The organism is uncultured Thalassospira sp. (genome assembly GCF_963976115.1).
In the GTDB taxonomy this organism is placed as follows: Bacteria; Pseudomonadota; Alphaproteobacteria; order Rhodospirillales; family Thalassospiraceae; genus Thalassospira.
Map to the genome: position 1 here is coordinate 71721 of NZ_CAXBJJ010000009.1, position 18860 is coordinate 90580.

Here is an 18860-nt window from a genome sequence, read left to right on the forward strand (position 1 = left end):
TCGGTAAGGTTGATTGCTGGCTGGAATTTACGATCTGATTAAAGGAATGCGGGCAAAGGGGCTGTTCATTACCGCAGCTAAGCTTTTGTTTTTTTTGCAATTGAACCGGCGCGTAACCAACGCAGGTTACGCGCCATATTTATGTCCGTTGCAAACATCAAAGCAGCATCGGGGCGCTGGCGCGTCCAAGGCGACATTTTTGTAGATAAAAAACCAAACATTGGCTAGCTTCGCACCTCACAACCACGCCCCACCTTGCCGGAGCCCACTGATGCTACGTGATATTTCTGCCCAGAACTTTTTTATGGGTTTTCTGGCGGCCTTTGTCGGTGCTGCAAGTTCGTTTGCCGTGGTTCTGCAAGGGTTGGCTGCCGTTGGGGCGACCCCGTTCGAAGCGGCGTCAGGTCTGATGGCTGTTTCAATCTCGATGGGGATTTGTGCCATTGTCCTGTCGCTTAAAACCCGTATGCCAATCAGCATTGCGTGGTCGACACCCGGTGCCGCGTTACTGGCAACATCGGGGGCCATCGAAGGCGGCTTTCCGGTCGCGGTTGGGGCCTTTATCGTTTCCGCCATCCTGATTATCATTTGTGGCATCTGGAAACCATTGGGCAAGGCTGTGGCCGCTATACCCGCACCGCTCGCCAATGCCATGCTGGCCGGTGTGTTGCTGGGTTTGTGCCTGGCCCCCATCCAGGCGGTGGCGTTTAGCCCCTTGCTGGGCCTGCCAATTGTACTGGCATGGCTCATTGTTGGCCGATTCAACCGGTTATTTGCTGTGCCTGCGGCCTTGGCCGCCTTTGTGCTGGTACTGGCATTCGGGGTCAGCTTTCCGAACGGGGCCGTCGACGGTTTGAATTTATCGCTGGTGCCACCTGTCGAATTTGTTGTTCCAGAATTCACCCTCGCCGGGCTGGTGGGCATCGCCCTGCCCTTGTTCATTGTCACAATGGCCTCACAAAATATTCCCGGCACCGCCGTCTTGCGTGCGCATAATTATAATACCGCCCCTGGCCCACTTTTCGCCGCAACCGGCATATTTTCGCTGCTTTCCGCCCCCTTTGGCGGCCATGCGGTAAACCTTGCCGCCATCACGGCTGCCATGTGCGCTGGCGAGGATGCCCATCCTGACCCGAAAAAGCGATATTGGGCCGCCATTTTTGCCGGTATGTTTTATGTTCTGTTTGGCCTGTTGGCCGGAATCATCACGGCCCTTGTCAGTCTGGCACCCTCCATCCTGATCGAGGCGGTTGCAGGCCTTGCGCTGATTGGTGCTTTTTCCAGTTCGGCGGTTGCCGCCTTTCGCGATGAAAACAGCCGCGAGGCCGCCGCAGTCACCTTTCTGGTCACGGCGGCCGGGCTGTCATTCTATGGTATTTCCGGTGCATTTTGGGGCTTGCTCGCAGGTGGGCTGCTTTATTATCTGACCCACTTACGAACTAAAAAATGACCTCCCCCGTCACAATGTGGCAGGTCATCATTGATCGTCATCGCACTGGCACGTTTTTGCGCCGTCAGTCTTGTGGTATCACCATCTGGCCGTCTTCAGTGATGTTCCAGAACGGATTATAGGCAACTTCCCAGGGATGGCCATCAAGGTCACGAAAATATCCCGAATAGCCGCCCCAAAAAACCTTCTCTGCCGGTTTCTGAATAACCGCCCCCGCCTTTTTTGCCTCCGTCATTGTCGCATCAACCTCGGCCTCGCTCCGGGCATTATACGCCAATGTAATGCCGGAAAAACGGGCCCCGCTATCGGTAAAGTTCCCGTCCTTCACCAGATCATCGCGGCCAAACAAGCCAATGATCATGCCATTCATCTGATAGAAAACCACCTTGCCTTCGACCGCACTGGTGGCTTTCCAGCCCAGCCCCTGCTCGTAAAAATTCCGCGCAGCAGCAAGATCGCGCACACCGAGCGTCACCAGACTAAGACGTTGCTCCATTTCAGGGCTCCTGACGAAGGGCAAACAGATACTGACCGATGATAACATCACGATGGTCAAAGGCAAAGACGGACTCGCACCCCGCAAAAACTTCGCAGCGCACAAGGCGCGCAATATAATTGCGGGCAAATCGGTACCGGAATAAGCAAATAACAAGTTGACGTAACGTCAACCCCTGCAATCGGGCGTTTTGATCATTGCACTGCGAGAGTGATTGAAAAAAGGTCAGCATTCATTACCATTATTATAAGAATAACGGGCATTTCGCATCGCACCCGTGCGACCCATATCAAACAATAAAAAGCGAAAGACCCCGGAGGCTTCCCGCAAGAGACAAAGACCAGAGAGGTCATCATCATGGCAAAGTTGGCAACAGTTACCCTGGACGACAAATATACCCTGGAAGAAGGCCGCATTTACCTGACCGGTATCCAGGCGCTGGTGCGCCTGCCTTTAATGCAAAGGCAGTTAGACGCACGCGCCGGTTTAAACACCGCCGGATGTATTTCAGGGTATCGCGGATCGCCACTGGGCGGGCTGGACCAGCAATTATGGCGGGCACAAAAATTCCTGACCAGACAGCAGATCGAATTTCAGCCCGGTGTTAACGAAGACCTTGCCGCAACCGTGATTTGGGGCAGCCAGCAGGTCAACATGTATCCCGACGCCAAATATGATGGCGTTTTTGGTTTGTGGTATGGCAAAGGCCCGGGAGTGGACCGGTCGGGCGATGTATTCAAACATGCCAATTATGCCGGTACGGCAAAAAATGGCGGTGTACTGGTGCTGGCGGGGGATGATCATTCGTGCAAATCATCAACCCTGCCCCACCAAACCGAATATGCCTTTATTGATGCGCAAATCCCGGTTTTAAACCCGTCGGGCGTGCAGGATATTATCGATTTTGGCCTGCATGGCTGGGCCATGAGCCGCTATTCGGGTTGCTGGGTCGCCATGAAAACCATTGCCGAAACCGTTGAAAGTTCGGCTGCCGTTGATGTCGCCCCGGGCCGCGTTGCCCCGATTATTCCCGATTTTGCCCTGCCCGAAGGGGGTGTTCACATCCGTTGGCCCGACACGCCAAAGGATCAGGAACAGCGCCTGATGAAATACAAACTATACGCTGCCCTGGCCTATGCCCGTGCCAACAAGTTGAACCGCATTGTGATTGATAGCCCCACCCCGCGCATGGGCATTATCACCACCGGCAAGGCTTATCTGGATGTTATGCAGGCATTTGACGATTTGGGCATTTCTGAAACCGACGCCGCCAATATTGGCATTCGGGTTTTGAAAGTCGGCATGAGCTGGCCGCTGAACCGCGATGATGTGCGCGAATTTGCCCAAGGGTTGGAAGAAATCATCGTTGTTGAAGAAAAACGCGCGGTGATGGAAAACCAGATTAAAGAACAGCTTTATAACTGGCGCGAAGATGTGCGCCCCACCGTGATTGGCAAGTTCGACGAACAGGGCAACTGGAACCTGCCCTCGATGGATGAGTTGACCCCGGCCCGCATTGCACAGGTTTTGGCCGCGCGCATCAACCGCTTTTTTGACAGCCCCGAAATTCATGAACGCATCGAATGGCTGGCGCAAAAAGAACTCGAAATTGCCGAACCCCGACCCGAGGTTGCACGTATTCCGTGGTTTTGCCCTGGCTGCCCGCATAACAGTTCAACCAAAGTGCCCGAAGGCAGCCGCGCGCTGGCCGGTATTGGGTGCCATTACATGGTCAACTGGATGGATCGTTCTACCGAAACCTTTACCCATATGGGCGGCGAAGGGGCGACATGGATTGGCCAGGCACCGTTCACCACCACAAAACACGTTTTCCAAAACCTTGGCGATGGTACCTATTATCACTCCGGCTCGCTTGCCATTCGCGCGGCTGTCGCATCGGGTGTGAATATTACCTATAAAATCCTGTTTAACGATGCCGTTGCCATGACCGGCGGCCAACCGGTAGACGGACCGATCAGTGTTCCGCAAATCACCCGACAAATGGCCGATGAAGGGGCAACCCGCATCATCGTCTTATCCGACGAACCTGACAAATATCCGATTGATGCCCATTTTGCCCCGGGTGTTGATATTCGCCATCGCGATACGCTTGATGAAACCCAAAAAGAACTGCGCGAGGTTCCCGGCACCTCGATCCTGATCTTTGATCAAACCTGTGCAGCGGAAAAGCGGCGGCGTCGCAAACGCAAACTGATGGTCGATCCGCCCAAACGGGTTTTCATCAATGATCTGGTCTGCGAAGGCTGCGGCGATTGTGGCGAAAAATCCAACTGCCTGGCCGTTATACCGGTTGAAACCGAATTTGGCCGCAAACGTGCCATTGACCAATCGGCATGTAACAAGGACTTTTCCTGCCTGAACGGCTTTTGCCCCAGCTTTGTCACCATCGAAGGCGGCACCCTGCGCAAACCCGAAGCCGCCGCCAAAGGCGATCAGCATGGCGATGCCGTTTTTGCATCCTTGCCCAAACCCGTGCTTCCATCCCTGACAGAGCCGTGGTCGGTGCTGGTAACCGGGGTCGGCGGCACCGGCGTTGTCACCATTGGCGCGCTTTTGGGCATGGCCGCCCATATTGAAGGCAAAGGCATTGTCGGGCTTGATATGGCCGGTCTGGCGCAAAAAGGCGGCGCGGTTGTCAGCCATATCCGCTTTGCCGATACCCAGGAAAAACTTCACGCCGCCCGCATCCCGGCGGGTGAAGCCAATGTGGTTTTGGGCTGTGATTTGCTGGTGGCGGCCAGCTTTGAAGGCCTTGCCAAAATGCGGCGCAACTTTACCCGGGCCGTGATCAACACCCATGAAACCATCACCGGGGCCTTTACCCGTAACCCGGATTTCGAGCTAAAAAGCAACGAGCATAAAAAGGCCATTGCCGACGCCTGTGGGGCCGATGCCGTCAGCTTTGTCGAAGGCAGCGACGTTGCCACCCGTTTAATGGGCGATTCCATCGCCACCAACCTGTTCATGCTGGGGGTGGCATGGCAACGCGGATTGATCCCGATTACCGAAGATGCCCTGATGCAGGCGATTGACCTTAACGGTGTCGCGATTGAGATGAACAAGCAGTCCTTTTACTGGGGCCGTCTGTTTGCCCATGATCCGCAAAAAGTGATTGATGTCATTGGCCCGAACGAAAAACAGGCCCACCCCATTGCCACCACCCTTGATGACATGGTTGCAAAGCGTAAAACATTCCTGACCGGCTATCAAAACGCAGCCTATGCCAACCGTTATGAAGCATTGGTGCGTAAAGTGGCGAGCGCCGAACAAAAATTGGGCGACGGGCATGATCATCTCGCCAAGGCTGCGGCAAAATACTATTTCAAACTGCTGGCCTATAAGGACGAATACGAAGTCGCCCGTCTTTATACCGACCCGGCCTTTACCGCCAAATTGCGCAAAAACTTTACCGGCAAATACAAGGTCAAATTCCATTTGGCCCCGCCCGCCCTTGCCACCCGCGACATGACAAGCGGGCATTTGAAAAAGCAGGTTTTTGGCCCTTGGATGATGCAGGTCTTTGGTGTGTTGGCGAAATTCAAGTTCCTGCGCGGCACCGCGATGGACCCGTTTGGCAAAACCCGCGAACGCAAAACCGAACGCGCCCTGATTGCCCGATACGAACAATTGGTGGACGAAGTGATTGCGGGCCTGAACACCAACAATGACCGCATTGCCGGTGCCCTTTTGGCCCTGCCCGAACAAATTCGCGGCTATGGTCACGTTAAGGATGCCAATCTCGCCAGGGTCAAAGAACGCGAGGACGAATTGCGTCAGCAGTTCCACAACCCGCCCGAACATTTACAGGCTGCGGAATAATATCAAATCTCATTGATCAAAACAGATCAACGAGACCCTCACTTGGCGTGCGGGCATCTCTAAAGCCCGTCCCTTTCATGGCATCGGCCACGCTCGCTATACCGCCACGCCGAAGCCGTGACCCAAATAAAGCATATTTCCTTTAATATGACCCATTTTGTTTGTTTTTGGCGTGTCGTTTGGCAAGGCACAGCGCGCTGCGCGATGCGGCGCATCGGGCGAGCGGTGTAACGCTGCCAAACACCGCCAAAATCAAACCCTGTGGGCCAGCTCAGTCTGCCGCCTGGCCGCGTCGAAATCCTTGTCCGTAAACCCATTACGCCCGGCGGACTTCTCCTTGCCAGGCGGCAGACTGAGCTGGCAAAATGGGTCATATTAAAGGAAAAATGCTTTAGTTTGACCAATCAAAACGCCGCAGCATCAAATTGCCGCGGCGTTTTACGTTTTGCGTCACCTACACACTCTCTGTAACATCAACGGTTATTTTGAAGTGCGCTGAACATTCGTAATCGCATTCTGCGTTAATCAAACTTTACCGGCTCTAACCCGGAAAGATTTAATTTTGGGCGGGCATGTGCGAGATCATAGTGATCTTGCATTGCCAACCAGCTTTCGGCGGACCGACCAAATACAGTTTCCAGTCTCACGGCCATCTCTGCGGATACATCAGATTTCCCCCCGATAAGACGACCGAAAGTCGATGAATGTACCTTAAGCTTCCGAGATGCTTCATTTGCTGACAAACCAAGCGGCTCCAAATACACTTCACGAATAAATTCACCTGGATGTGGGGGATTAAATTGGTGGATGGTCATCAGTGATAATCCTCGTAATTTACAATGTGTACATCACCATCTTGATACCGAAAAGTAATGCGCCAGTTGCCACTCACGGTAATTGACCAAGTGTCCTTCCGTTGCCCCTTCAGTTGATGTAATCGCCAGCCTGGAGCGCGCATATCATCTATTCGGGTTGCCGTATGCAACGCCGCCAACTGCATTCTCAGCTTGACCGCATGCTTGGCTTGCACACCGGCGGTACTGCCGGTCATAAAAAATTGCTCCAAGCCTTTATGAATAAAACTCCTGATCATAAAGTCACTATAATTGCGCTATGCGCATCACGCAATAATTTGTTTATCTCATACCGAGATTGCCTGTGTCAGCGACTTCTTCCAAGAAATACCAGCAAATTACACATAAGAGGACCTCAAGAAATCAGCATATCCATTTTATCATCGCCGCGCAGGCGCCCGGCGGCCAAACGGCCAAAATCAATCAGCAGCTTTTTGCGGCGTGCGGCGTTCAACTTGCTTTCTTCGGCGGGGCGAATAATCGCGGCTTCAAAGCGGTCGGCAACAATCAACCCCTGATCATCCGGGATCAAATCACGCGGAAATTCCATTGGCACGGCAAAGAACAATCGGTCGCAATAATCGCGGTAACTTTGCCATTTGGCATCCACACGAAAATCCTCGACCGATGATTTGACCTCGACCGCCCACAATTCGCCCTTTGTGCCCATTGCCAATACATCCAGCCTGCGCCCGTTGCCCAACCGCAATTCCGTGATGCACGCCATATTATGATGATGCAGCAACCGGCAAACACCTTCGGTAACCTCGGCGGTTATTTCGGGGCGGGATCGGGTCATGATCGCAAACTCCGTCGTCTCAAATCAAAAAGGCCCGCTGTTACCAGCAGGCCCTTGATAGCATTTCTGACTGTCAGTATCAGACAGGAGAAAATCAGCTCATGCCAAGCGCACGTTTGTAAACTTCAAGGATCTGTTCCTGTTCGGAACGTTCATGTTCTTCAATTTTACGCAGGCGGATAATCTGGCGCAGGATTTTCACGTCATAGCCAAGGGCTTTGGCTTCGCCGTAAACTTCCTTGATATCGGCCATCAGGTTGGCCTTTTCTTCTTCAAGGCGCTCGATACGCTCGACATAGGATACGAGCTGGTCGGCTGCGATTCCTCCGACTTCGGTCATTCTCTGATCTCCGATGATATGCAGGGCGCTGCGCATAATGCGAAGCGCAAAATTTCAAGGCGGCGCGACGATACCCAAAGCACCAATTGATGACAAGCCTTCAGACAGGCCCACAGCAGTTAAATCGGTTTCGTCCTGACAGGGCTGGTTTCCGTAATCAGATAATCCGCCACCTCCACCAGCGCGTCACGCGGGCTAATACCCCGGTCAATCGCGGCATTATAGATGTTGCGCTGGCGATCCGCACTGGTGCCGCGCTCCAGAATTTTACGCGCATGTTCCACTTCAGCCACACAGCCAAAATGCTCGGCATCGGGGCGGACAAGATCGAGAATTTCTTCGAGCAAATCGGCATAAGGCACAATTTCGCCGCGGCCAAAGTCAATCAGCCCGGCATTGTCGCTATTGGTGCTGCCATAGCGGCAGGCCCGCCAGCGGTTTTCGCGGATTAGCATATTGGCATAAATCCGCCAGCGCTGGTTATTGCGCCGCAACCGATAGAGCATGCGAAAAATACAGCGCGTTAACGATGCCACGCACACCGCATCTTCCAGGTTGGTGCACACATCGGCAATGCGCATTTCCAGGGTCGGCCAGCGATCACTGGGCCGCAGATCCCACCAGAGTTTGGTGCCATCCTCGATCACGCCTGCATTGATCAGCATATCCACATGACGGCGATATTCCGCCCACGAGCCAAACACTTCGGGCAAGCCGGTACGGGGCAAATTATCAAACACCGACAGGCGAAAGGTTTGAAGCCCGGTATCACGCCCTCGCCAAAACGGCGAGGACGTGGTAAGGGCCAAAAGATGGGGCAGAAAATAGGCTGCCTGCGCCATTAATTCGATGCGAAGGTCGTTATCCTCAATCCCGACATGCACATGCATGCCGCAAATCAGCAACCGTTCCACCACCGTGCGTAAATCGCGCGCAATGGTGCTATAGCGTTCGCCTTCGGTATGTTTCTGGCTGTCCCAATGGGCAAAGGGATGGGTTGATGCCGCCAACAGCGACATATCATGACGGGCCGCAACATCACACAAAACACCGCGCATACGGGTCAGTTCACCCTGTGCATCGACGGCACTGTCACAGACCCTGGTGCCAATTTCAACCTGGCAGCGCATAAACTCGCTCGACACATGGTCGCCAAGCTCTGCTTTGCAGTCTGTTAAAAAACCGGCGGCCGGGTCGGTTGCAACATCGCGCGTTTGCCGGTTAACCAGCCAGAATTCTTCTTCAATCCCAATGGTAAATCCCGGCTCCTTGCGCAAAATTGCTGGCAAATCAGTCTCTCCGGATTTTGTAAAGGTTCGGGTCGGCCAGGATGCTGTCAAAAGCATCGCCCAGAATTTTCGCCCATTTTTCACAGCCCGCGTCAGTATCAATCAGGTCCTGACGAATTTCAATTGATACGCACGGCAAATTAGCCGCCTCGGCATGGTGATCAATGGTGTAATCGGCCATATGGCGCCCGGAATAGGGTTCGTTATCGCCTATGGTCAGATCCGGGTTTTGTGTGCGCAGATTTTCCAGCAGTGATCGGGGAATACGCACATCTTCATCCCACAAAACACCAATTTCCCACGGACGTTCAAATCCCTGAAAAACCGGGGTGAAACTGTGAATGGCTAAAATGGCCGGGGCAATTTTATGGGCATGAAACCGGGCAATGCGTTCTTCTATTGCCCAGTGATAGGGCAGAAAAATTTCCTTAATCCGCTTCATATGTTCGCTTGGCGATACATTCTGGTTGCCCGGCACCACGGTTTTATCGGCAACTTCGGGCATCCCGGTCGGGTCCCAAAGCTGGCGGTTACAATCAATCACCAACCGCGAAAATCCCCCCAGCACGGCCGGGCAATCAAAGCGCTCCGACAGAATTTCAGTAACCTTGCGCGCACCAATATCCCAGCCAATGTGGCGTTTACGCTCTGCCTCGGGCAGACCAAGGGTGCCAAGGGACCGGGGAATGGCATGGGATGCGTGATCGCACACAAACAGCGCATGTCCCTTGCCATCGTCATTTAAAACATCAAACGGGGCGGGATCGTCACTGCAAAGCAGATGCGCGGGATGGTGGCTCACGCGAAGTCTCCTGAAAATTCAATAAAATAAAAAGTCTGGCGGGCGGGCAAGCCAGACAGCCTGAAATCACTTTCAAATGCCTAGCAATTTGCACGTATTCTGGCAAGCTAGCGAATATCGCGACAGCAAGGAATTCATTTTCGCCACAACTTCACGTAAACTGGCATGACCATTTCGCCAGAACCATCGCGTCCGTTCACGGAGAACCCGTTGCCTATGCCGCCAGTGCCGCCTATCCCCCGCGACGACAACAGCATCGCCCCCCCCGAGGATGGACGCCCCAAGCGCGTCGCCGACAGGGTGGCCGATGCCCTGCTGGCCAAATTTGCCGCAGGCGACTATTTGCCTGGCGAGCGCCTGCCCGGTGAACGCCAACTGGCCGAAGACATGAATGTCAGCCGGGTATCAGTACGCGCGGCCCTGCAAAAGCTTAAAACCCGGGGATATTTGCGCGCCGTGCAAGGTGGCGGGACCGAGGTCTTATCCTCTACCGGCATCGAAATGGATGTCGCCATGACCGATCTGGTGCGCGGGTCCATCACCAATCTGTCAGATTTAATGGAACTGCGCCGCACGCTGGAAACATGGGCTGCTCGCCGGGCCGCCCTGAACGCTACCGACGAACAACTGGCCGAATTACGCAACACCTTTGCCCGCGCCCATGACCCGAAACGGGCGGTTAAATACCGCGCCGAGGATGACCACCGCCTGCATATGATGATCGCAAAGGCCAGCGGCAGCATCATTTATTATCACCTGATGAAAATGCTGCATGACGTTTTGCAAACCGCCCTGGATGAAATTCGGTTTCACATTTTTGCCGGGCCGCAATTTGACGATATGGTGCAAAACCATCACAGCGCCATTATCGATGCCATTGCCGCACGCGACCCGGACCGCGCCGAACAGGCCATGTATGATCATATTGGGGCGGTGATAGCCCACGTGACAGAACGCAATAAAAGCCGGCCCCAAAACTGACCCTGCCCTGTCGGCGGTGCTCAAATACCCGATAACGCGATATTTAACATCCTGACCAGACGGAGACATGCCGATGTCCTTGCAGCCTGCCAGATTGCCCAAAGCCCCGCGCGACATTTTGCACAACCTGATGGACGCGGCCCTGCGCGCTGCCGACCCGGCCGTGCAAATTCCGCAAAACATGCCCGATTTGCCCCGGGGAAAAACCATTGTGATTGGCGCGGGCAAGGCATCGGCCCATATGGCACGCAGTTTCGAGCAATGCTGGATCAAAGCCAACGGCAGCGACAATATTGAAAACCGGCTGGGCGGGCTGGTTGTTACCCGTTATGGCCATGCTGTGCCATGTACCCATATTGAAATTGTCGAAGCGGCACACCCTGTGCCCGACGAAGCCGGGCAAAAAGCCGCCCGGCGCATTTTTGATATTACCCATGCCGCCGGGCCCGATGATTTGATTGTCTGCATGATATCGGGCGGGGGATCGGCCCTGCTGGCCCTGCCCGCCCCCGGTATTACCCTTAAAGACAAACAGGCAATTGGCAAGGCGCTGCTTAAAAGTGGTGCAACGATTTCGGAAATGAATTGTGTGCGCAAGCATCTTTCCGCAATCAAAGGCGGGCGGCTGGCAATGGCCGGGTCAAAGGCGCGCATGGTGACCTATCTGGTTTCCGATGTGCCCGGCGACGACCCGGCAATTATCGCATCCGGCCCCACTGTTGCCGACCCCACCCGTCAGAAAGACGCATGTGCCATTCTTGAACGTTATGGCATTCCCGTTCCTGGCGCCGTGGAAAAACTGCTGGCAGACCCGTCCTTTGAAACCATCAAGCCTGATGATGCCTGTTTTGCTGGCAATGAAACCATCATGCTCGCACGCCCGCAGGATTCATTGCGCGCCGCAGCCCATATTGCGACCAACCTTGGCCTTAACCCGGTTATTCTGGGCGACGCAATAGAAGGGGAATCCCGCGAAATTGCCAAAATGCACGCCGGTATCGCCCGGCAAGTCGCCCGGCATGGGCAACCGGCAGCCAAACCGTGTGTTTTACTTTCCGGAGGGGAAACCACGGTGACGGTCCGGGGGGATGGCGGGCGTGGCGGGCGCAATGCCGAATTTATGTTATCGTTATTATTGCAGTTACGCGATGACGCGGGCTTTGCCGCGCTTGCCATTGATACCGATGGCATTGATGGCAGCGAGGATAATGCAGGGGCCATCATGGACAGCAATAGCTGGCAAAAAGCCCGGCAGCGGCACATCGACCTTGCCGACCATCTTGCACACAACGACGCCTATAGTGCCTTTGAAAAACTGGACGACCTGATCGTTACCGGCCCGACGCTAACCAACGTGAACGATTTCCGCGCAATCCTGATTTTTTAGCAAAAATTTGCCTCAGATAGCCATCACATCGCACGCCTCAAGCCCAGACAAGTCAGGACCATCCTTCATTAATTTGTCACACAATATTTCACAGGGGTATGATCTAAAATTATCCGTAAGGGTTGCAATTGTAATCAGAAATCAACTTCGCTAGCAATAAGACACCCAAAAACGAGGACTGCATGTCGCCCCTTATATGCGCCTCAGATGCTGGCACTAAATTGGGATAAATGACGACATTTTCGCCGCAATCCGGATGAAAGCAAGCATTTCGATTGATAGGACACTTTTTGAAGTGCCTATAGGCAGCGAAAACCTTCTGACGGGGATATTTCCGATCAAACTGCACAAACGATCTACTAAAGCACTTTTCCTTTAATATGACCCATTTTGCCAGCTCAGTCTGCCGCCTGGTAAGGAAAGACTGAAAAGCCAGAGCCAAGAGGTCAATTTTTTCAAAGATACCGTGGCCCCTCACTTATTGTACACAAAAAACTGAAAAATAAAATTAATCTACAAATCAAAACTGTAAATTCTTTTTCCCATACCTGCCAGAAAACCGGCAAATCGCGAGAAATGTTGGTCATGTCCAATCAAAAGCATATCGGGACATAATTATAGAGGAAAAGATCATGTCATTGCGCGATATCAGAACGAAACTAAAAATTCTGTATGGAATACTAAGTCCGCTGTTTTTTCTACTTTTACTCGCAGGTGTTTCCCTAAACAGTATCCAGTCAATGCTTTCGACAAGCAACTGGGTGGAACATACCAATCGGGTTCTGATTGACGTAGAGGCAATTACAGAATCAGCGGTCAATATGGAAACCGGGATGCGCGGATTTCTTCTGTCGGGAAAGGAGGACTTTCTCGCCCCCTATAAGGATGGTGAAAAAACCACCTATTCACAAATCGAAAATCTGAAAAAGATTGTTTCAGATAATCCTGCACAAGTGACCCGTCTTGATGAAGCGGAAAAAATCCTCAGGGATTGGCAAACCAATGTAACCGAGCCAATGATCCGTATCCGGCGCGATATTGCAACACACCGAATCGATAGCGGTAGCGGTATCACGACGATGGATGGGCTGGCTGGTCTGGTGGGCGAGGCCCAGGGGAAGAAATATTTGGATGAATTTCGCGCTACCATGAACGACGTCCATGAAGCAGAATCAAAGCTGCTCGATATAAGACAGGCCGAAAATCACAGTACGGTTTTCCTTGCCTATGTCATGATTTCAGCTTGTGTTGTCATTGCCCTTGTCGTTGGGGTGAGCATGGCCATTATAATAGGCGGCGCCATAGCCTCGCCGATTGTCCGGATGACAGAAACCATGCGAATACTTGCTGCGGGTGACAAAACCGTTGAAATCCCTGATACGGACCGGGGTGACGAAATCGGTAAAATGGCGATGGCCGTCAACATATTCAAGGAAAACATGATCCGGGCGGATCACCTTGCAGCCCGCGAAATCGAACAGGGAAAAGAGCGCGAAGCCAGGGCAAAAAAGATTGAACAGACAACCAGGGATTTTGATGCAGGAATTGCCGGAGTATTAACCGCCGTTGTGTCTTCAGCGGCCCAGATGGGCAATACGGCGGCCTCAATGCTTGATACCGCCAACAATACCAACCAGCGCGCCGCAACTGTGGCAGCGGCATCGGAACAAGCCTCGGCCAATGTACAAAGTGTTGCCACGGCCACTGAAGAGCTTTCTTCATCTATTGACGAAATCAGCCGTCAAATTGCACAGTCATCTGCCACAGCGCAACGTGCTGTGCAGGAAGCCGAGACAACCAACCACCAGGTACAGGGTTTGGTTATCGCAGCCCAGAAGGTAGGAGAAGTTGTCAACCTGATTTCAAATATCGCCAAACAAACCAATCTTCTTGCTTTGAATGCCACGATTGAAGCCGCCCGTGCGGGCGAAGCCGGAAAAGGATTTGCTGTCGTTGCAAATGAAGTAAAGGGACTTGCCAATGAAACAGCCCGGGCAACACAAGAGATCAGCCAGCAAATTGACAGCATTCAAACCGAAACAAAAACGGCGGTAAGCGCCATTCAATCGATTACCAGGACCATCGACGAAATTAACGAGATCGCCGTGACAATTTCATCGGCGATGGAAGAACAGGGAGCCGCGACCACGGAAATCGCTCGCAACATTCAGCAGGCGTCGGCAGGAACCAATGATGTGAGTGCCAACATTATAGAAGTCAGACATTCCGTCGCAAATACCGAGGACGCGGCAAAACAGGTCAGCAATGTCGCAAGGGACCTTACAACAAAGGCCGACGGATTAAAATTGCAGGTCGAGACTTTCCTCAACTGTGTCCGCACGGCCTGATAGACAACCTTGTCGATGGAACATCTTTACTGGCTGGATGCAATATCCGGCCAGAACCTTTATCAGGAAACATGCTTTAGGATGACGCTTTGCCCTGCCACAGCGAAAGCCAGCCCAACCCTTCTTCTGTTGTGCCCTGGGGTTTGTATTCACAGCCAATCCAGCCGTCATATCCCAGCCGGTCAAGCAGATAGAACAGGAACGAACAGTTCAGCTCGCCCCGGTCGGGTTCATGGCGGCCCGGCACCCCGGCAATTTGCACATGGCGAATTTTAGGAAGATGTTTGCCCAGGCGCGCGGCAATATCGCCCCCCACAAGCTGGGCATGGTAAATGTCAAACTGTAACGCCAGATTGGGATGATCAAGCTGGTCGATAATCACGGCGGCCTGCTCGACCGAGTTTAACAGATATCCCGGCATATCCCTGCCATTGATCGGTTCAATCAAAATGGTGACACCGGCCTTGGCCGCTTCATCCGCCGCATATAACAAATTATCGCAATAAAGCCGGGCCAGTTCGCCGGGCTCTTCGCCCTTTTGCATATTGCCCGCCATGCAATGCAGCATTTTGCAATCAAGGGCTTCGGCATAATCCAGCGCCTTGAAAACAGAATCGCGAAACTCTTCTTCACGTCCGGGGCGGCAGGCCAACCCGCGATCGCCACCGTCCCAGTCGCCAGGAGGCAGATTAAACAAAACCTGGGTGAGATCATGTGCGGATAATTGCCGTTTGATATCGCCCATCGCCATGTCATAGGCACCAACATATTCAACCCCGCTAAACCCGGCGGCAGCGGCAGCGGCAAAACGTTTTTCAAACGGTTGATCGGCAAACAAAAACGACAGATTGGCACAAAAACGGGGCATGGGATCATCCCCTTTCCAGCAATATGAATAAGAAAACCATGATTTCCCCTTGGCTCCCAACCGTCAACACTCAATCTGGTTTTCGGTTGCAATTTAAGGCTCAACACCAAGGGAAAGGGCCGAACAACCGGCATCTTTGGCAATTTCCCCGCTTAGCCATACACCAAACGCCAAAACTTCGTTTTGATGCGGCCCCCTGCCGGTATGCAGAAAATGATAAACATGCCCGGCAATTTGTGGCCCCAAAAGAGGCCGCAAAAGCCCGTTTTGCCGTTCATGCCGTGTCATTTCCAAACTGGCAAGCACCACCCCCTGCCCGGCAATCGCGGCCTGAATGGCATGGGTATCATCGCTAAACGCAATTCCGGCAACAAGGTCAATATCCTTTATGCCAGCGGCACGAAACCAGCGCGCCCAGGTTGGAGTCATCGCATCGGGATAAAGCCATTCCAGATGCAAAAGGGGGGCTTGTCGTAAATCATCCGGTGTCGTGATCGCCAGCGCCGGGCTGGCCATTGGCACAAAATTTTCCGCAAACAAACGTTGTGTTATCAAACCGGGATAAGGCCCGGCCCCATATCGAATGGCGGCATCGGCAACATTGCGGCCCAAATCAACCACCTCGGACGACGTATGCAGGTGCAAATGAATATCAGGGTGTGCGAGTTGAAAGCGCGGCAAACGCGGCAACAGCCATTTTGCCGCAAACGATGCCAGCACCGATATTGTCAGGCTGCGTTGCGATTTGCGTGTTTTTATGCGGTCAATCACGCGGGAAAATTCTGAAAATCCATCGCGCAAAACCGGAAAAATCTCTTGCCCGGCATCGGTCAACATGACGTGCCGTGGTTTGCGATCAAATAACTTCACCCCCAACGTTTCTTCAAGCAACCGGATCTGATGGCTGATCGCCGTTGGTGTCACGGCAAGTTCCGCCGCGGCATGCTTGAAACTAAGATGGCGGGCTGCGGCCTCGAACGCCCGCAGGGTTGCAAGAGGGGGTAACGTCATTGGGATGAATTTAACTCATCTATTGGCTGAAATATTCGATTTTGCATGATGCAATAATTATGGCGAATATTAGCACAAATCCGAATGATTACAGATGATTTAAATTCACCAAAGGAGCTTCCTGTGACAACCGTTCTTCATATCGACAGCAGTGCCCGTCCCGGCAGGTCTGATCTGGCCGCACACGGGTCGCACAGCCGCAGACTAACCGCCAGATTTATCGATCAATGGCGTCTGCAGCGCCCGAATGACACTATCCTCTATCGTGACGTCGGGTCCCATCCCCCGACCCCGGTGACAGGCGACTGGATCCATGCGGCCTTCACCAAACCAGATCAGCGCGAAGACTGGATGCAGGATGTTTTGCGTGAAAGCGATATCCTGATCGATGAACTGCTTCAGGCGGACGTGATTGTCGCAGGTGTACCCATGTATAATTTCGGTATGCCCGCCCAAATGAAAGCATGGATCGAAAATATCGTCAGGGTGGGCCGCACCTTTGGCTTTGACCGGTCGCGCAAAACAATTCCCTATTGGCCGATGGTGACGACGGGAAAATCGGTTGTCGTTTTATCTGCGCGCGGCGATTACGGCTATAATCCCGGCGAACGACTAGCCCATATCAACCATGTTGAAGGCGGCGTTTTTACGCCCCTGGAATATATCGGCATCACAAAAAGTTACAGCGCCGCCATCGAATATGACGAGTTCGCCGATGATCGAACAAGCCTGTCAATTACAGCAGCAGAAACCAACGTTTCCGAAATTGTGAACACCCTTGTTACCCAATACGGCGACAAAACGGTTCAAAACCAAACCCTATAAAACGCAGCTTAGCCAACTGTGGCAAAGGAAACCTGCACTCCCTTTGCCACAACGGCCAAAGATCAGAGCTTTGTTGCGGCCATCAAAACAGCCCCCATACACCGGCAGCGCTTAACTGCCTGCCCGCCGATATGCCTATATCGGGCGATGCGGGTCCTTCGGTTTCGGCGCCACTTCCAGGTCAGGTTCAATCGGGCCGGTAATCAACCGCGCGCCTTTTTTACGGAAAAGATAGCTCCATGCCCATTGCACCAGAACCAGTGCCGGGGCACGGATGCCGATCAGAAAGTAAATATGCGCAAAGCCCCACACCCACCAGGCCAGAACACCTTTTAATTTAAACCCGTTTAAGTCGATGACGGCGCGATGGCGGCCAATGGTTGCCAGGTTTCCCGCATGTTTATAAACAAAGGGTTGCGTATCCTTGCCCTTTATACGGTCCAAAATGCGCCGGCCAACATATTTGCCCATTTGCTTGGCCGCCGGGGCAATGCCCGGCACCGTCAATCCATCATGCCATGCCACATGGGCAGCATCGCCAATCACAAAGGCATCGGGTTGGCCGGGTATGGCAAGATCGGGTGTCACCTCGACGCGTCCGCCCCGGTCGGTTGTCGCACCGGTCCAGTCTTTCATATGATCAACCTTGACCCCGGCGGCCCAAATGACATTGGCACTTTCAATAAAGTCATCACCAATCTGCACGCCCTGCGGGGTAATGTTGCTGACAGGCTGGTTCAAAATCACGTCGACGCCGATCTTTTCCAGCGACTGGCGGGTATAATCGGACAAATCTTCGGGAAAAGCACCTAACAGGCGCGGCCCCCCTTCGGCCAGAATGATGCGGGCATCGCGCGGGTCGATCCTGCGAAAATCGTGCGACAGCGCCTGTTTTGCCAGTTCGGCAATCGCGCCTGCCATTTCAACGCCGGTTGGGCCACCGCCCACCACCACAAAATTCATAAATTTACGGCGGGTTTTTTCGCTTTCGGCATTTTCAGCCAGTTCGAACGCCAAAAGCAGCCTTTTGCGAATGGCGGTGGCTTCGCCAATGTTTTTAAGACCCGGCGCCACTTTTTCCCAGTCATTACGCCCGAAATACGATGTCACCGCCCCGGTCGACAACACCAGATAATCATATTCAACCCGATGATCCCGCACGATGACGGTTTTGCCCGCCAAATCAATGCCTGTGACCTCGCCCAGAAAAACCGCCACATTGGGCGCGTGGCTAAAAATGCTGCGGATGGGCCAGGCAATTTCGGCTGGCGACAAATCGGCCGTGGCAACCTGATACAACAAGGGCTGAAATAAATGGTGATTACTGCGGTCAATCAGCACAACCTCGACATCCTTGCCGATCAGTTGGCGGGCAACAGCCAGCCCGCCAAAACCCGCCCCCACAATGACGACGCGGGGTTTGTCGCCTGTTCTGGCGATTGTTTTTTCAGGCATAGTATATGGACTCCATCACGGACCCGACCCCATGACGTATCGGATGCATCATAACACCCGAACATGGCCCCCTGCAAACGCCTGAAAGCCCTGAAAGTTCCCCCATATGACGGAT

16 protein-coding genes are annotated in these 18860 nt (G+C 53.3%); 6 read left to right on the forward strand and 10 right to left on the reverse strand.

The window, feature by feature from the left end:
- Positions 1-271: 271 nt before the first annotated feature.
- Positions 272-1450 carry a benzoate/H(+) symporter BenE family transporter gene (locus tag AAC086_RS13215; RefSeq protein ID WP_339779225.1) on the forward strand — a complete coding sequence of 393 codons (1179 nt, stop codon included), beginning with the start codon at positions 272-274 and terminating at the stop codon, positions 1448-1450.
- Between the two features lie 64 nt (positions 1451-1514).
- Here AAC086_RS13215 and AAC086_RS13220 read toward each other — a convergent pair whose 3' ends face one another.
- Positions 1515-1946, reverse strand: a complete 432-nt coding sequence (locus AAC086_RS13220) for a VOC family protein (RefSeq protein WP_339779226.1) — start codon at positions 1944-1946, stop codon at positions 1515-1517.
- Between the two features lie 357 nt (positions 1947-2303).
- On the opposite strand from AAC086_RS13220, the gene AAC086_RS13225 reads away from it, so the two are divergent.
- Positions 2304-5786 carry an indolepyruvate ferredoxin oxidoreductase family protein gene (locus AAC086_RS13225; protein ID WP_339779228.1) on the forward strand — a complete coding sequence of 1161 codons (3483 nt, stop codon included), beginning with the start codon at positions 2304-2306 and terminating at the stop codon, positions 5784-5786.
- A 521-nt stretch (positions 5787-6307) separates the two neighbouring features.
- On the opposite strand, the gene AAC086_RS13230 is transcribed toward AAC086_RS13225, so the two are convergent.
- From AAC086_RS13230 to AAC086_RS13255, 6 genes are all read right to left on the reverse strand, one after another.
- Positions 6308-6601 carry a HigA family addiction module antitoxin gene (locus AAC086_RS13230; protein WP_339779230.1) on the reverse strand — a complete coding sequence of 98 codons (294 nt, stop codon included), beginning with the start codon at positions 6599-6601 and terminating at the stop codon, positions 6308-6310.
- On the reverse strand, positions 6601-6879 hold the full coding sequence (locus AAC086_RS13235; RefSeq protein WP_339779232.1) for a type II toxin-antitoxin system RelE/ParE family toxin: 279 nt from the start codon (positions 6877-6879) through the stop codon (positions 6601-6603). Before AAC086_RS13235 ends, AAC086_RS13230 begins: the two co-directional genes overlap by 1 nt.
- A gap of 116 nt (positions 6880-6995) precedes the next feature.
- On the reverse strand, positions 6996-7439 hold the full coding sequence (locus tag AAC086_RS13240; protein ID WP_339779234.1) for an MmcB family DNA repair protein: 444 nt from the start codon (positions 7437-7439) through the stop codon (positions 6996-6998).
- A gap of 94 nt (positions 7440-7533) precedes the next feature.
- On the reverse strand, positions 7534-7779 hold the full coding sequence (locus AAC086_RS13245) for a DUF2312 domain-containing protein (protein WP_085581299.1): 246 nt from the start codon (positions 7777-7779) through the stop codon (positions 7534-7536).
- Between the two features lie 119 nt (positions 7780-7898).
- The gene (locus AAC086_RS13250; RefSeq protein ID WP_339779488.1) at positions 7899-9059 is read right to left on the reverse strand and encodes a carboxylate-amine ligase; all 1161 of its coding nucleotides are present in this window, start codon (positions 9057-9059) and stop codon (positions 7899-7901) included.
- 10 nt (positions 9060-9069) lie between these two features.
- Positions 9070-9870 carry an N-formylglutamate amidohydrolase gene (locus tag AAC086_RS13255; protein WP_339779238.1) on the reverse strand — a complete coding sequence of 267 codons (801 nt, stop codon included), beginning with the start codon at positions 9868-9870 and terminating at the stop codon, positions 9070-9072.
- 216 nt (positions 9871-10086) lie between these two features.
- On the opposite strand from AAC086_RS13255, the gene AAC086_RS13260 reads away from it, so the two are divergent.
- The 3 genes from AAC086_RS13260 (at position 10087) to AAC086_RS13270 (ending at position 14586) form a co-directional block, all read left to right on the forward strand.
- Positions 10087-10851: a FadR/GntR family transcriptional regulator gene (locus AAC086_RS13260; protein ID WP_339779490.1), complete on the forward strand. Its 765-nt coding sequence runs from the start codon at positions 10087-10089 to the stop codon at positions 10849-10851.
- A gap of 73 nt (positions 10852-10924) precedes the next feature.
- Entirely contained in the window at positions 10925-12238 is a 1314-nt protein-coding gene (locus tag AAC086_RS13265) for a glycerate kinase (RefSeq protein WP_339779239.1), read from the forward strand.
- A gap of 632 nt (positions 12239-12870) precedes the next feature.
- On the forward strand, positions 12871-14586 hold the full coding sequence (locus AAC086_RS13270) for a methyl-accepting chemotaxis protein (protein ID WP_339779241.1): 1716 nt from the start codon (positions 12871-12873) through the stop codon (positions 14584-14586).
- A gap of 76 nt (positions 14587-14662) precedes the next feature.
- Here the strand turns inward: AAC086_RS13270 and otnI are convergent, their stop codons facing one another.
- Together otnI and gcvA are read right to left on the reverse strand one after the other, a co-directional pair.
- Positions 14663-15454, reverse strand: a complete 792-nt coding sequence (otnI, locus tag AAC086_RS13275; protein WP_339779243.1) for a 2-oxo-tetronate isomerase — start codon at positions 15452-15454, stop codon at positions 14663-14665.
- Positions 15455-15547: 93 nt separating this feature from the next.
- Positions 15548-16465: a transcriptional regulator GcvA gene (gcvA, locus tag AAC086_RS13280; RefSeq protein ID WP_339779245.1), complete on the reverse strand. Its 918-nt coding sequence runs from the start codon at positions 16463-16465 to the stop codon at positions 15548-15550.
- Between the two features lie 123 nt (positions 16466-16588).
- On the opposite strand from gcvA, the gene AAC086_RS13285 reads away from it, so the two are divergent.
- Positions 16589-17290, forward strand: coding sequence for an NAD(P)H-dependent oxidoreductase (locus AAC086_RS13285; protein WP_339779246.1), 702 nt, complete (start codon positions 16589-16591; stop codon positions 17288-17290).
- Positions 17291-17425: 135 nt separating this feature from the next.
- Here AAC086_RS13285 and AAC086_RS13290 read toward each other — a convergent pair whose 3' ends face one another.
- Complete coding sequence (locus tag AAC086_RS13290) at positions 17426-18745, reverse strand: NAD(P)/FAD-dependent oxidoreductase (RefSeq protein WP_339779248.1); 1320 nt, start codon at positions 18743-18745, stop codon at positions 17426-17428.
- Between the last annotated feature and the right edge of the window lie 115 nt (positions 18746-18860).

What these genes read in the sequence shown, in the direction of transcription:
- AAC086_RS13290 (WP_339779248.1), bottom strand. Translation starts at nt 18,745, where the DNA reads ATGCCTGAAAAAACAATCGCCAGAACAGGCGACAAACCCCGCGTCGTC.
- AAC086_RS13215 (WP_339779225.1), top strand. Translation starts at nt 272, where the DNA reads ATGCTACGTGATATTTCTGCCCAGAACTTTTTTATGGGTTTTCTGGCG.
- AAC086_RS13230 (WP_339779230.1), bottom strand. Translation starts at nt 6,601, where the DNA reads ATGACCATCCACCAATTTAATCCCCCACATCCAGGTGAATTTATTCGT.
- AAC086_RS13235 (WP_339779232.1), bottom strand. Translation starts at nt 6,879, where the DNA reads ATGATCAGGAGTTTTATTCATAAAGGCTTGGAGCAATTTTTTATGACC.
- AAC086_RS13240 (WP_339779234.1), bottom strand. Translation starts at nt 7,439, where the DNA reads ATGACCCGATCCCGCCCCGAAATAACCGCCGAGGTTACCGAAGGTGTT.
- AAC086_RS13260 (WP_339779490.1), top strand. Translation starts at nt 10,087, where the DNA reads ATGCCGCCAGTGCCGCCTATCCCCCGCGACGACAACAGCATCGCCCCC.
- AAC086_RS13220 (WP_339779226.1), bottom strand. Translation starts at nt 1,946, where the DNA reads ATGGAGCAACGTCTTAGTCTGGTGACGCTCGGTGTGCGCGATCTTGCT.
- gcvA (WP_339779245.1), bottom strand. Translation starts at nt 16,465, where the DNA reads ATGACGTTACCCCCTCTTGCAACCCTGCGGGCGTTCGAGGCCGCAGCC.
- otnI (WP_339779243.1), bottom strand. Translation starts at nt 15,454, where the DNA reads ATGCCCCGTTTTTGTGCCAATCTGTCGTTTTTGTTTGCCGATCAACCG.
- AAC086_RS13225 (WP_339779228.1), top strand. Translation starts at nt 2,304, where the DNA reads ATGGCAAAGTTGGCAACAGTTACCCTGGACGACAAATATACCCTGGAA.
- AAC086_RS13265 (WP_339779239.1), top strand. Translation starts at nt 10,925, where the DNA reads ATGTCCTTGCAGCCTGCCAGATTGCCCAAAGCCCCGCGCGACATTTTG.
- AAC086_RS13270 (WP_339779241.1), top strand. Translation starts at nt 12,871, where the DNA reads ATGTCATTGCGCGATATCAGAACGAAACTAAAAATTCTGTATGGAATA.
- AAC086_RS13245 (WP_085581299.1), bottom strand. Translation starts at nt 7,779, where the DNA reads ATGACCGAAGTCGGAGGAATCGCAGCCGACCAGCTCGTATCCTATGTC.